The sequence below is a fragment of the Salinimicrobium tongyeongense genome, assembly GCF_026109735.1.
GTDB lineage: Bacteria > Bacteroidota > Bacteroidia > Flavobacteriales > Flavobacteriaceae > Salinimicrobium > Salinimicrobium tongyeongense.
The window spans coordinates 3,114,505-3,128,148 of record NZ_CP069620.1 but is presented as its reverse complement, the minus strand read 5'-3'; the positions used below and the strand labels follow the sequence as shown (position 1 = coordinate 3,128,148).

Sequence of the window (13,644 nt, the reverse complement as noted above, 5' to 3'; positions counted from 1 at the left end):
TACGGTTTTTGAAACCCGTATAAACATAATCAAGAGAGAAAGGAATTAACATGGATGATAATTTTTCACCAAGAGTAAAAGATGTGATTGCCTACAGCAAGGAAGAAGCCTTAAGGCTTGGCCATGACTTTATAGGCACAGAGCATTTAATGCTGGGTCTTCTAAGGGACGGTGATGGTAAAGCCATTAATATACTTAATGCCCTGGATGTTGACCTCACTCATTTAAGAAGAAAAGTAGAGATTCTTAGCCCCGCAAATCCAGATGTGGCTGTAGAATCTAACGAGAAGAGAAATCTTCACTTAACCCGCCAGGCAGAAAGGGCCCTTAAAACCACATTTTTGGAAGCCAAGCTTTTCCAAAGCACTTCCATTAATACGGCTCACCTGCTACTGTGCATTTTGAGGAATGAGAACGATCCCACCACCAAACTTCTTAACAAGTTAAAAGTAGATTATGACGGGGTAAAAGACCAGTTCAAGTACATGATCACCAATGACGATGATTATATGGACTCCCCTACTGCCGAATCATTTTCAGATGAAGACGCAGGCTCTGAGGATTCCGGGAAAAGCAATCCTTTTGCCGGTACCCCCGGAAAATCTACAAAGAAATCCAAGACGCCGGTTCTAGATAACTTCGGAAGGGATCTCACGGCGCTTGCAGAACTTGATAAACTCGACCCTGTGGTAGGTCGCGAGAAAGAGATCGAACGCGTTTCCCAGATCTTGAGCCGAAGAAAAAAGAACAACCCGCTGCTTATTGGAGAGCCGGGAGTAGGAAAATCGGCCATTGCCGAAGGCCTTGCCCTTAGAATTGTAAAAAGAAAGGTCTCAAGGATCCTTTTTGACAAACGCGTAGTAACGCTAGACCTTGCCAGTTTAGTTGCAGGAACCAAGTACCGCGGCCAGTTTGAGGAAAGGATGAAAGCCGTTATGAACGAACTTGAGAAGAATGATGACATCATTCTCTTTATCGATGAGATACACACTATAGTAGGTGCCGGTGGCGCCACAGGTAGTCTCGATGCCAGCAACATGTTCAAACCAGCACTGGCCAGGGGTGAAATTCAATGTATTGGCGCTACTACGCTCGATGAGTACAGGCAGTATATTGAAAAAGACGGTGCTTTAGAACGCCGTTTCCAAAAAGTGATCGTAGAACCCACCTCTATCGAAGAAACTATTGAAATACTCAATAATATCAAAGATAAGTACGAGGAACATCATAATGTCACCTATACCGATGAAGCCATTGAAGCCTGTGTGAAACTGACAAGCAGGTACATGACCGACAGATTTCTGCCAGATAAGGCTATAGATGCGTTAGATGAAGCCGGATCCCGGGTTCACATTACCAACATTGACGTTCCAAAACAAATCCTTGAACTGGAGCGCAAGCTTGAAGAAGTACGTGAACTTAAAAACACCGTGGTTAAAAAGCAGAAATACGAAGAAGCTGCCAAACTGCGCGATGACGAAAAGAATATAGAAAAAGACCTAGCCCAGGCCCAGGCCCGCTGGGAAGAAGAATCTAAACTGCACAGGGAAACAGTAACCGAAGATAATGTTGCCGATGTGGTATCAATGATGACCGGCGTCCCGGTTAACAGGATAGCACAAACCGAGATCAACAAACTGTACAAGTTACCGGAACTTATTAAAGGAAAAGTGATTGGGCAGGATGATGCTGTTGGTAAGGTGGTGAAAGCCATCCAGCGTAACCGCGCCGGCCTAAAAGATCCAAACAAGCCTATTGGTTCCTTTATCTTCCTCGGGCAAACCGGGGTTGGTAAAACCCAGCTGGCAAAGATCCTTTCCCGCGAGTTATTCGACAATGAAGATGCTTTGATACGCATCGACATGAGTGAGTACATGGAAAAATTTGCCGTGAGCAGATTAATTGGAGCACCTCCGGGATATGTAGGTTACGAAGAAGGCGGACAGTTAACCGAGAAGGTACGTAGAAAACCTTACGCAGTGATCCTGCTCGACGAAGTGGAAAAAGCCCACCCCGATGTGTTTAACATGCTCTTGCAGGTGCTTGACGACGGGTATTTAACCGACAGCCTTGGTCGCAAGATCGACTTCAGGAATACCATCATCATCATGACCTCCAATATTGGAGCAAGAAAGCTGAAGGATTTTGGACAGGGAGTTGGATTTGGAACTTCTGCAAGAAAGAACCAGATGGACGAGAATGCCCGTAGTGTTATTGAAAGCGCCCTTAAAAAGGCCTTTGCGCCCGAGTTTCTCAACCGTGTAGACGATGTGGTGATCTTCAATCCACTTGAGCAGGAAGACATCCACAAGATCATAGATATTGAACTCGAAAAACTCTTCGGAAGAATTGGAGCTTTGGGTTACGATCTTGAACTAAGTTCAAAAGCCAAAGATTATATTGCTGAAAAAGGTTTTGACAAGCAGTATGGAGCGCGACCTTTGAACCGGGCCATTCAAAAATATATTGAAGACGCCCTGGCCGAAGAGATCATCACTTCCCATATTTCTGAAGGAGACAAAGTATTTATGGATCTCGACGAAGAGAAGAAGGAATTGACCATAAAGGTTGAAAAGGCCAAAAAGGAAAAGAATTCCGAAGACTCGAAGTAAAAGTTGATTTTAAATACCATAACAGCCTGTGAATCAAATCACAGGCTGTTTTTTTATTTGCTGTGCCTGGAGCTCAAAATACGTGTAACATCGCTAAGCCTGTAGCCTTTTGCCTGCAACAATATTAAATAATGGAAGAGCAGATCGGCACTTTCATTGAGGAACAGGTCATCATTTTCATCTTTTGCCTCAATAACAACTTCAACAGCCTCCTCTCCCACTTTTTGGGCAATTTTGTTCATTCCGCTTCTGAACAATGAAGCCACGTAGCTCTTTTCATTTTCAGGATTTGACCTTCTGTCGGCGATCACCTCTTCCAAAGTAGCCAAAAATGTCATTTCTGAAGTATTATTTTCTCCCCAGCAGGTGTCGGTTCCCGTATGGCAGGTTGGCCCTTCAGGATTTACTGAAATGAGTAAAGTATCATTATCACAATCCACCTTCAGGTCAATCAAATGAAGAAAATTACCACTTTCTTCCCCTTTGGTCCAAAGTCGCTGTTTGCTACGGCTGAAAAATGTCACTTTTTTGGTCTCTTTTGTTTTTTCCAGGGCTTCTTCATTCATGTACCCCAGCATCAAAACATTTCTGGTCTCCGCATCCTGAATGATCGCAGGAACTAAACCGTCTTTATCTTTACTAAAATCTATTTTCATTTCTATATATTTTTTTTTTAGGATTTCTATTCGTATTGGAAGCACCAAATTCCAATAACCAAATTCCAAATGATGTTTTTCTGCGTTCTTTGCGAAGATCTTCGCGGCCTTAGCGTGAAACTCGCCAGTCTTTCATTTTTCTAAAGAGTTTATTTAATTTCATTCTGAACACTGAACACCGAACACTGATCACTAAATCCGAACTTCAATCCCCTGCTTCTTCATTTCCTGCTTAAGATCCCTGATCTCGATCTCTTTAAAGTGGAACACACTCGCCGCCAGTGCAGCATCGGCTTTCCCTTTTGTAAATGCCTCGCAAAAATGCTCTTTATTCCCTGCCCCACCTGAAGCAATCACAGGAATACTCAGCATTTCAGATATTTTCTCCAGGGCTTCATTGGCAAAACCGGCTTTTGTACCATCGTGGTCCATGGAAGTGAAGAGAATCTCTCCGGCCCCTCTTTCCTCAACTTCTTTTACCCAGTCAAAAAGGTCAATTTCTGTCGGTACTTTTCCACCTACCAAGTGCACCAGCCATTTTCCTTTTACCTGCTTGGCATCAACAGCCACAACAATGCACTGCCTGCCAAATTTTGCTGCCAATTCATTGATCAACTGCGGATTTTTTACCGCCGCCGAATTGATCGCCACTTTATCGGCTCCATTCTGAAGCAGCACATCCACATCTTCTACTGAAGATATTCCGCCGCCAACAGTAAACGGAATATTTACGGTGGCCGCCACTTTTCGAACCAGTTCTGCCAGGGTTTTTCTTTTCTCTTCGGTGGCTGAAATATCCAGGAAAACCAGCTCATCTGCGCCCGACTTTGAGTAAATCTCTGCCAGCTCCACCGGATCCCCTGCATCCCGAAGACTTACAAAATTAACCCCTTTTACCGTTCGTCCGTCTTTAATGTCAAGACAGGGAATTATTCTTTTTGTCAGCATTATTTTAAATTATTGATATGAGATTTGAGACGTGAGATTCTTTTTCACAAATCCTGCCTCTTATTTTAATATTTCAGATTTGGTGCTGGTGCTTGGAATTTGGTGCTTGGAATTTGGTTCTTGGAATTTGGTGCTTGGAATTTGGTGCTTAAATTTATAAAACAAACTCTTCCAGTTGCTTTAAACTGATCTTATTTTCATAGATCGCCTTCCCTAAAATTGCTCCTTCGCAACCTATTTCCTGCAGTTTAGGAAGATCTTCAAATAGGGATATTCCTCCCGAAGCGATAAGTTTTATGCCGGTAATTTCCTGCAGTATCTTTTGATATAATCCAAAAGAAGGGCCCTGCAGCATTCCATCTTTAGCGATGTCAGTGCAGATCACATACTGAATTCCATTTTCAAAGTACTTCTGAATAAAAGGAATCAAGTCCTCTTCCGACTCTTCCAACCAGCCACTCACTGCAACTTTTTCGTCTTTCGCATCTGCACCTAAAATGATCTTTTCACTGCCGTACTTCTCAAGCCACGAAAGAAAAACATCCCGGTCTTTAACCGCAATACTGCCGCCGGTGACCTGGGAAGCTCCGCTGTTAAAGGCGATCTCCAAATCTTTATCCGATTTGAGCCCGCCGCCAAAATCAACTTGAAGGCCAGTTCCCGAAGCTATTTGTTCAAGCACCTTATAATTTACGATATGTTTTGACTTGGCGCCGTCAAGATCCACCAGGTGCAAATATTGTATGCCGTGATCCTCGAATTGCTTCGCCACCTCCAGCGGATTCTCATTATATATTTTCTTTGAATTGTAATCACCCTGAGAAAGTCGAACACACTTTCCGTCGATGATGTCTATTGCTGGAATGATCCTCATTTGAAGTTAGATTTTAGAAGTTAGAGTTTAGAAGTTCTATCTCTCCTTTTGATTTCTTTTGGCCGTATTTATTGAAGCTACAACAATAGAAATTATTTCATTCGCTTCAGAATGCAAAGCTTTTACTTCCTCCAAGTCATGATCAAGTATTTCAAGAAAAAGCTCAAGAAAATACATACTTTCATCTGCTTCTTCCTCAACAATTTTTAGTTTATTAATAAAATCAGCTGTTGACTTTGCCCTCTGAGCTGCCCGGTAGTTTGCTCCTACAGAACTCGAACTTCTGATGAGTTGATTTACATACGCATTATACTCTCGCGAATGAGGAATCTTGTGACAAAACTTCCAGCAATCAACAGCAAATTCCTTTGTCCTTAATTTTAAATCTTTCATTGACTTAATTTTATACTCATTTCGTACTTCTAACTTCGTAAATCTAACTTCACTTTGTACTTCTAACTTCGTAAATCTAACTTTAAAAAGTTTTCAAGAATTTTCTCCCCCGCTTCACTGCTCTTTTCCGGATGAAATTGTACTCCGTAAAAATTATTTTTTTGTAGCGCCGAAGAATAATTTACTCCGTAGTCACATTTGGCAATGGTTTCAGAACAAATGGGCGCGTAAAAACTGTGCACCAGGTATACAAACTCATTTTCAGATATCCCCTCAAAAATGTCACTTTTGAGCTCTTTTATCCGGTTCCAGCCTATGTGCGGCACCTTCAAGTTTTTTTCAAAATGAATTACATCCACATCAAAAATCCCCAAGCCTTCGGTATCACCTTCTTCCGAGCGATTGCACATCAGCTGCATGCCCAGGCAAATTCCCAGCACCGGCTGCTTCAGCTGCGGAATTACTTTGTCAAGACCGGTGCTCTTCAGCTTTTTCATGGCTGAACTCGCCTCTCCTACTCCTGGAAAAATGACTTTATCTGCCGACTTTATTTCGTCGGCATCACTGCTCAAGATTCCTGTGTAGCCCAGCCGCTCCAAAGCAAATTTTATGCTCTGTATATTCCCCGCGCCATAATCTATAATTACTATTTTCATTTCTTTTAATCTAAAGTCTAAGATCTAACGTCTAGCGTCTAATTACAGCATTCCTTTTGTTGACGGCAAAATCATCTTTTCAGCATCCCTTTTTACAGCGACCTTAATTGCTTTCGCAAAAGCCTTGAAAATTGCCTCTATCTTATGATGTTCATTAGTGCCCTCAGCTTTGATGTTCAGGTTGGCTTTAGCACCATCGGTAAAAGATTTAAAGAAGTGATAGAACATCTCCGTAGGCATTGCCCCAATCATTTCCCTCTTAAAATCGGCTTCCCAAACCAGCCAGTTTCTTCCGCCAAAGTCAATCGCCACCTGCGCCAAACAATCATCCATGGGCAACGCAAAACCATAACGCTCAATGCCGAGTTTGTTTCCGAGGGCTTTCGAAAAAACCTCGCCCAAAGCAATCGCCGTGTCTTCTATAGTGTGGTGCTCGTCTACTTCCAGGTCGCCTTTTACAGCAATATCCAGGTCCATCTGGCCGTGACGGGCAATCTGATCGAGCATGTGGTCAAAGAATTTAATTCCGGTGTCGATCTTGCTTTTCCCGGTACCGTCCAGGTTTATGGCGATAGAAATATCGGTTTCATTGGTTTTCCTGCTAATGCAGGCCGTGCGTTCTTCCAGCTTTAAAAAGCTGTAAATATCTTTCCATGAACTGGTTTCCAGCCGAATAAACTTTTTCAGCTCATCTTTTTTTACTGAAATTTCAGCACTTCCCAATTCTTCATGACCCGTGATAAAAATTCCTTTGGCGCCCAGGTTTTTTGCCAGCTCCATATCGGTTAGCCTGTCCCCCAATACAAATGAATTTTCCAGATCATATTTTTCAGTATCAAAATAGGCTTTTAGGAGTCCGGTGCCGGGTTTTCGGGTGGGTGCATTATCTTCAGGAAAAGTGCGGTCAATCACTATTTCTGAAAATTTCACTCCTTCATTCTCAAACGCTTTCAAAATAAAATTCTGCACCGGCCAAAAGGTGTCTTCCGGGAAAGAATTTGTTCCCAAACCATCCTGATTGGTGACCATCACCAGCTCGTAATCAAGTTCTTTTACTATCCTTGGCAGATACTGAAAAACTTCAGGAAAAAACTCCAGTTTTTCAAAATGATCGAGTTGATAATCTTCGGGCTCAAGAACCAGTGTGCCGTCACGATCTATAAATAATACTTTTTTCATGCTTCTAATTGCCTTAATTTCTTTAATAATTCCTGATTTTCTTCGGGAGTGCCCACGGTAAACCTCAAAGTGTTCTCGCATAACTGCTGACTGCTTCGGTTGCGCACCACCACACCGGCTTCCAGTAATTGGCGGTATTTCGCTGTGGCATCCTCTACCCTCACCAGCAGAAAGTTAGCATCTGACGGAAAAATTTCCTTTACAAATGCCATTTTTGAGAGGTTATCCTGCAGTAACTCCCTTTCCTGAAGAATAAGTTGCACCTCGCGGTTCACCTCTTCAGGTTTTGAAAGCCGGTCCAGGGCTCTTTGCTGCGTGAGCTCGTTTACGTTGTACGGAGGTTTGATCTTGTTGAGCAGGTTGATAATTTCTTCGGAAGCATAGCAAATCCCTAGCCTTATTCCCGCCAGGCCATAAGCTTTGGAAAGCGTTTGCGTGATCACCAGGTTTGGAAATCCTTCCAGCCGCTGAAGCCAGCTCTCTTCGGCTGAAAAATCTATGTACGCCTCATCAATAACTACAAGTCCGTTAAAATTCTTCAGGATTTTCTCTACGGAAGCTTCGGAAAATGAATTCCCGGTGGGGTTGTTGGGTGAGCACAGGAAGATAATTTTGGTATGTTCATCAACTTGTTCAAGAATGGCTGCAAGATCGGGCTGAAAATTGCTTTTTAGCACCACTTCCCTGTCTTCAATTTCATTCAGCCCCGCCAATACCTTGTACATGCCATAAGTTGGCGGCAGGGTGATCACGTTATCTACCTGCGGCCTGCAAAAGGCCCGAAAGATCAAATCCAGTACCTCGTCGCTGCCGTTGCCCAGCAGAATTTTACTCGCAGAAACCCCTTTTTGAGAGGCCAGCACTGCCTTCAGCTTTCCCTGCTGCGGATCGGGATAGCGGTTCACACCATTTTCAAACGGGTTTTCATTGGCATCCAAAAATGTCATTTTTCGGCCGTCAGTTTTGTATTCGTCGCGTGCCGAAGAATAGGGTTTCATCTTTAGCACATTTGGACGCACCAATTTTTCCAGGTTAAAACTGCTATTCATTGTTCAGAGTTTTTAATTTCTTCAACCTTAAAGCCACCGCATTTTTGTGCGCCTGTAAACCTTCAGCCTCTGCCATTAATTCTATGGCAGGCCCAATGGTTTGGATACCTTCCGAAGAGATCTTTTGGAAAGTAATGGCCTTGGTAAAACTGTCGAGGTTTACGCCGCTGTACTGCCTGGCATAGCCATTGGTTGGAAGCGTGTGATTGGTACCCGAAGCATAATCCCCCGCACTTTCGGGCGTATAGTTGCCAATAAATACAGAACCGGCGTTATTGATCCCGTCCACAAAAAAATCAGGATTCGAGGTACAAATAATGAAATGTTCGGGCGCATATTTATCGATAAGTTCAAGGGCTTTTTCCGAAGAACTCATGTAAATGAACCGGGAGTGTGCAATGGCTGCCCGGGCAATTTCCTTCCGCGGAAGTTCTTCCAGTTGCTTCTCAATTTCTGAAGCCACCTGCTCCAGAAGCTCTTTTGAAAGGGAAACAAGCACCACCTGACTATCGGCACCGTGTTCGGCCTGCGACAGCAAATCGGACGCTACGAAAGCAGCATCGGCAGTGTCATCGGCAACTACAAGTAACTCCGACGGTCCCGCAGGCATATCTATGGCAACATTGTATTTGGTGGCCAGCTGTTTGGCAACCGTAACATATTGGTTTCCGGGGCCAAAGATCTTATAGACCTTTTCAATACTTTCTGTACCAAAAGTCATTGCCGCGATCGCCTGGATCCCGCCCACTTTATATATTTTCTGAATACCGCAGACTTGGGCTGCGTAAAGTATCGCTGGGTTCACAGAACCGTCTTTTGCCGGCGGAGTACACAAAATTACTTCTTTACAGCCAGCAATTTGCGCAGGTACGGCAAGCATCAAAATAGTGGAAAACAAAGGCGCAGAGCCTCCCGGAATGTACAAGCCCACTTTTTGAATTGAGCGTTTTTCCTGCCAGCATTCCACTCCGGAAACAGTTTCTACTGTCACCCTTCCTGTCTTCTGCGCAGCGTGAAACTTCCGGATATTTTCTTTGGCAAGGCCAATGGCGGTTTTAAGTTCTTCAGAAAGGCCGGCTGAAGCATTCGCGATTTCTTCCGAAGCCACCTCAAAATTATCAGAATTAAAGCCGTCAAAAATCCGGGAATAATTCTTTACCGCGGCATCGCCACCAGCTTTTACTTCCCTGAAAATTTGTTCTACAACCTGCTCAATATCTTCTACAGTCTTAGTGGGGCGCTCTAATATTGCTTCCCATTCCTGTCTTTGGGGATCAAAAAATTTCTTCATTTTTACGGTTTTTAGAGTACCATTTTTTCAATGGGTGCAACAAGTATACCTTCGGCACCGTTTTGCTTTAATTCATCTATCACTTCCCAGAACCTTTCTTCTGAAATCACCGTGTGCAGTGAACTCCAGCCCTCTTCGGCCAGGGGAAGTACCGTTGGGCTTCTCATTCCCGGCAACAATTTGATCACGGCATCGAGTTTTGAATTGGGCACATTCATTAAAATATATTTTGAATTTCGGGCCCGTAGAACAGATTTGATCCTGAACTGCAATTTCTTTAAAACCTCCTCTCTTTCCGAATCAATTCGCGGAGAAACTGCCAGTACTGCTTCACTTTTCAGCATCACTTCCACTTCCTTGAGATTGTTCTTAAAAAGGGTGCTTCCGCTGGAAACTATATCGCAAATTGCATCGGCCAGGCCTATGTTGGGAGCAATTTCAACCGAGCCGTTGATGATGTGAAGATCGGCTGTAATTCCCTTTTTTGAGAGGTATTCTTTAACGGTATTGGGGTAAGAAGTGGCAATTTTTGCTCCCTGCAGATCTTCAATCCCTGAATATTTCACCGATTTTGGCACGGCCAGGGAAACACGGCATTTTGAAAATCCCAGCTTTTCTGCCATGATGATGTCTTCTCCTTTTTCTACCAGCACATTCTCGCCAATGATTGCGGCATCTACCACCCCATCTCTAAGGTACTGCGGAATGTCGCCGTTGCGCAGATAAAAAACTTCAAGAGGAAAATTCCCCGAAGCCGCTTTGAGCTGCTCCCTGCCATTATCTACCGAAATTCCCGCGTCTTTAAGGAGCTTTAAAGAATCATCGTGTAACCTACCCGATTTTTGTACTGCTATTCTAATTCTGTTCATTTTGGTTGTTTTTATGTTCAGGCAGACCAAAGGGAATAAAAAAACCCGTTTGAGCTGCTCAAACGGGTTTTTGAAATATGAGTTATACACATACCAATCTCACCTCGCAAGAGCGAATGAATGAGAATGATGATGATGTAGTTGTTTTGCTTTCATTATGTGAGACAAAAATAAATTTTTATTTCAATTTCAGGAAATAAAATGTAAAAAATTAATTACCTCCTAGAATTAGCGGCATTCCATCTTCTCCCGAACCTACAACCACAACCTTCGCATTTGGAGATTTGGCAAGCTCTAAAGTTGCCTGAATCCCTTTTTCGCGCAATACCAAAGGTGTCAACGAAGCATCGAGAATTCTGTTTGCACGGGCTTTACCTTCGGCGTCAATTCTCTGTCTTTCGGCTTCCTGTTCGGCTTTTGTCAACCGGAATTCATATTCGAGAGATTCCTGTTCCTGGCGCAGTTTACGTTCAATAGCCTCTTTTATGGTTGAGGGTAAAGAAACATCCCTCACAAGAACTTCATTAATTTGCACATATTGATCTTTAAGTAGTTTTTGAGTCTCTTCAAAGATCTCCTGCTGTATAGCCTCTCTTTTACTTGCGTAAAGCTGTTCAGGATTATATCTACCAACTACAGCACGGGCTGCAGAGCGCACTGCGGGTTGCAACACCCTTTGCACGTAAGCCTCACCTCTTTCTTTATGCAGCGAGCCCAGATCTTCATAATCTGGCTGAAACCAAATGGAGGCATCCAGTTTAATTTCCAGACCATTTGAAGAAAGAACCTGCATTTTTTCATCCAAAGACTGTTGACGCACTTCATAAACAAAGATCTTGTTCCACGGAGCTACAAAGTGAAATCCTTCACCAAGCGGGGGTTCATCTGTTACCACCCCACCACCAAAGGTTTGATAAAGCACTCCTGCTTCACCCGAGTTGATAGTGACTGTAGATTTGGCAACGAGAATAATTAAGATAATTCCTGCAAAGAGAATTGGCAGGCCAATTTTGGGCAATCTGTCCATAAGTAATAAATAATAAGAATTTAAATAAGGCCGTAATACTTCCTTAGGAACCACTCTGCGCCAAGCGCTAAAACAATGATCCCCAGCAGGTATTTCCAGTCGATCAAAGATACGTCCTTTTCACGGCTTTTTTGAATTGTAGCGTAAGAATCGTTCGATAATAAATCCTGCTTTAGCTGTTCAAAATCCTGAAGAAAATAAAGCTGTTCCCCTTTTTGATCTGCAATTTGCCGCAGCTTTTCCAGGTTTGCCCTGCCAAATTGTTGCTCTACATCAAAATCGAGGATCCTGAAACTGCCAGAGCGGGCTAAGCCCCCGGTAGTTTCCCGAACGCTGAAATTGTAATCTCCGGCAGGAAGACTGCTCAAATCTACCTTATAAGAATTGCCTTTAAGCAGTAAGGGGATTTGTCGCTGCTCATTTGTTTGTTGATTTTCCAGGGCAATTTCAAGCCGTGCACGGGGATCAAAAATGAAACTTTGATCAAAGTAATCTGCCGAAATTACAACTTCTTCACTGCCATTGTACAAAGGCTCATACTGCACCAGCAACCTGTCCTGCCTGCCTTTTGATGCCAGTAACTGCACCATCTTTCCAATAAGCTCATCAAACTTCTCAAAAGAGCCGGTTTTCCGAAACACCAGGCTTCGCCAGCGCCAAATGTCAGCTCCAAAAATATAAGCAACTTTAGAATTTCCGGCAGCACCCACGCCCATTAAAGGAACATCTGTTTCCAGGCCCTGGACCTCTCTGTACAACAGCACATCAAGATTTTCAGGAGCATTAAAATCTCCGAAATTGCCTTTAAGCGGCGGAAAATCCTGATACCCGATATCTTCAGTCTGAAAAGCTTTGAAGTTCTCACTCCAAATGGGAAAGAATTCTTCTGACTGACCGGTAAGCTCCTGGTCAAAAAGATCCTGCTGGCGGTTCAGGAAATTCCAGTCTGTTTCTGGGCCTGTGATGAGGAAATAATTTTGGTTTTGGGACTGGAGCAGGTCCATTAAAGTTTTAAATCGCGCATCGGGCTGGTACAGGATGACAAGCTGGTATTCTTTTGCATCTTCAACTTCAGCAATAGGTTTCAGCTCCACTTCCCTTTGCCGGTTAGATTCAATGGCGTTTTGCAGCGCCCCCAAATCGGGGTGTAGAATCGAATAAGCAATAAGCACTTTTGTGCGTTCATCAATAACTTCCACTGCAAATTCGCGGGTATTGTTGAGCAGGTTTTTCTCAGCATCAACAGCCTGGAGCCGCACGCTGTAATTATGAACCCCCACGGCACCTGCCATAAGCTCAACTCTTATTACTTCGGAATTATCTTGAGGCGAAAATGAAAGCTGCTCTGAATGCAGCACTGAACTTCCTTCCAGAATTTCCAGTTTTGTCGCTGCGGAAGATTTTCCGGAGTAATTCAGTATGATCTCCACCGGAAATCGGTTGTTCAAAAAGGCATATTTATTAACGTTGATCCTGGAAATCCCCAAATCCTCATAATTCAGCGTATCGCCCACCACCACCGGAAGTACGGGCTGCCGGTAACGCGCGGCCACAAAAGCCATTTCTTCGCCTAAAGTCTGATTTCCGTCAGTAATAAGCAGGGTTGGGGCCACCTGCTTTTCATAAAGTGCCGAAAGGCCATTGAAAACGGCAGGAAGATTGGTTTGCGGGGCATCAAAGGAGAGCGAATCGCTCTGTTCAAGTTCTTTTCCGAAGGAAAAAAACACAATGTCAAAATTTTCCTGCAATTCCCGGTCGCCGCGGATAGCTTCAGCAAAATTCCTGACCTCTTCTCCTGCTCCAAAAGTTGCGATGGAAGAGGAATTATCTACAGCGAGTACCAAAGCAGGTTTTTCAGTATAATACCGGGTACTGTTCATCTTTGGATTGATAAGCAACACCAGAAGTGCAAAGGTGGCCAGAAAACGAAGGCCTCCAAAAATGGCATTTTTGGCACCCCGCTTTTTTGTTTTGTAGAAATACTGGAACAGCGCCACTACCAAAGCAAGCACAAAAGAAAGGAGAATAAGTAAAAATGTTGAAACCGGCATTTAATAGTTTAGAGAAAGAAAAGTACGCAAATAATGCCA

12 protein-coding genes are annotated in these 13,644 nt (G+C 43.5%); 1 reads left to right on the top strand and 11 read right to left on the bottom strand.

From position 1 onward, the window contains the following. Positions 1-50: 50 nt before the first annotated feature. Positions 51-2,612, top strand: coding sequence for an ATP-dependent Clp protease ATP-binding subunit (locus JRG66_RS13940; RefSeq protein ID WP_265163373.1), 2,562 nt, complete (start codon positions 51-53; stop codon positions 2,610-2,612). A gap of 53 nt (positions 2,613-2,665) precedes the next feature. Here the strand turns inward: JRG66_RS13940 and hisIE are convergent, their stop codons facing one another. The 11 genes from hisIE to JRG66_RS13885 all read right to left on the bottom strand — a co-directional run bounded on the left by hisIE (position 2,666) and on the right by JRG66_RS13885 (position 13,605). Then, entirely contained in the window at positions 2,666-3,268 is a 603-nt protein-coding gene (gene hisIE / locus JRG66_RS13935) for a bifunctional phosphoribosyl-AMP cyclohydrolase/phosphoribosyl-ATP diphosphatase HisIE (protein WP_265163372.1), read from the bottom strand. 192 nt (positions 3,269-3,460) lie between these two features. After that, positions 3,461-4,216: an imidazole glycerol phosphate synthase subunit HisF gene (gene hisF / locus JRG66_RS13930; RefSeq protein ID WP_265163371.1), complete on the bottom strand. Its 756-nt coding sequence runs from the start codon at positions 4,214-4,216 to the stop codon at positions 3,461-3,463. Between the two features lie 154 nt (positions 4,217-4,370). After that, complete coding sequence (gene hisA, locus JRG66_RS13925) at positions 4,371-5,090, bottom strand: 1-(5-phosphoribosyl)-5-[(5-phosphoribosylamino)methylideneamino]imidazole-4-carboxamide isomerase (protein WP_265163370.1); 720 nt, start codon at positions 5,088-5,090, stop codon at positions 4,371-4,373. 36 nt (positions 5,091-5,126) lie between these two features. Continuing rightward, positions 5,127-5,483: a four helix bundle protein gene (locus tag JRG66_RS13920; protein WP_265163369.1), complete on the bottom strand. Its 357-nt coding sequence runs from the start codon at positions 5,481-5,483 to the stop codon at positions 5,127-5,129. A gap of 62 nt (positions 5,484-5,545) precedes the next feature. Beyond that, positions 5,546-6,139, bottom strand: a complete 594-nt coding sequence (hisH, locus tag JRG66_RS13915; RefSeq protein ID WP_265163367.1) for an imidazole glycerol phosphate synthase subunit HisH — start codon at positions 6,137-6,139, stop codon at positions 5,546-5,548. Between the two features lie 42 nt (positions 6,140-6,181). Next, complete coding sequence (hisB, locus tag JRG66_RS13910) at positions 6,182-7,318, bottom strand: bifunctional histidinol-phosphatase/imidazoleglycerol-phosphate dehydratase HisB (protein WP_265163366.1); 1,137 nt, start codon at positions 7,316-7,318, stop codon at positions 6,182-6,184. Further along, positions 7,315-8,367, bottom strand: coding sequence for a histidinol-phosphate transaminase (hisC, locus tag JRG66_RS13905; RefSeq protein WP_265163365.1), 1,053 nt, complete (start codon positions 8,365-8,367; stop codon positions 7,315-7,317). The genes hisB and hisC overlap by 4 nt, the downstream gene beginning before the upstream one ends. Then, on the bottom strand, positions 8,360-9,658 hold the full coding sequence (gene hisD, locus JRG66_RS13900) for a histidinol dehydrogenase (RefSeq protein WP_265163364.1): 1,299 nt from the start codon (positions 9,656-9,658) through the stop codon (positions 8,360-8,362). The genes hisC and hisD overlap by 8 nt, the downstream gene beginning before the upstream one ends. 11 nt (positions 9,659-9,669) lie before the next feature. Then, the gene (gene hisG / locus JRG66_RS13895; protein ID WP_265163363.1) at positions 9,670-10,527 is read right to left on the bottom strand and encodes an ATP phosphoribosyltransferase; all 858 of its coding nucleotides are present in this window, start codon (positions 10,525-10,527) and stop codon (positions 9,670-9,672) included. A gap of 211 nt (positions 10,528-10,738) precedes the next feature. Continuing rightward, a complete protein-coding gene (locus JRG66_RS13890) occupies positions 10,739-11,554 on the bottom strand; it encodes a prohibitin family protein (RefSeq protein WP_265163362.1) in 816 nt (271 codons plus the stop codon). A gap of 20 nt (positions 11,555-11,574) precedes the next feature. Further along, a complete protein-coding gene (locus tag JRG66_RS13885; protein ID WP_265163361.1) occupies positions 11,575-13,605 on the bottom strand; it encodes a VWA domain-containing protein in 2,031 nt (676 codons plus the stop codon). Positions 13,606-13,644: the final 39 nt, after the last annotated feature.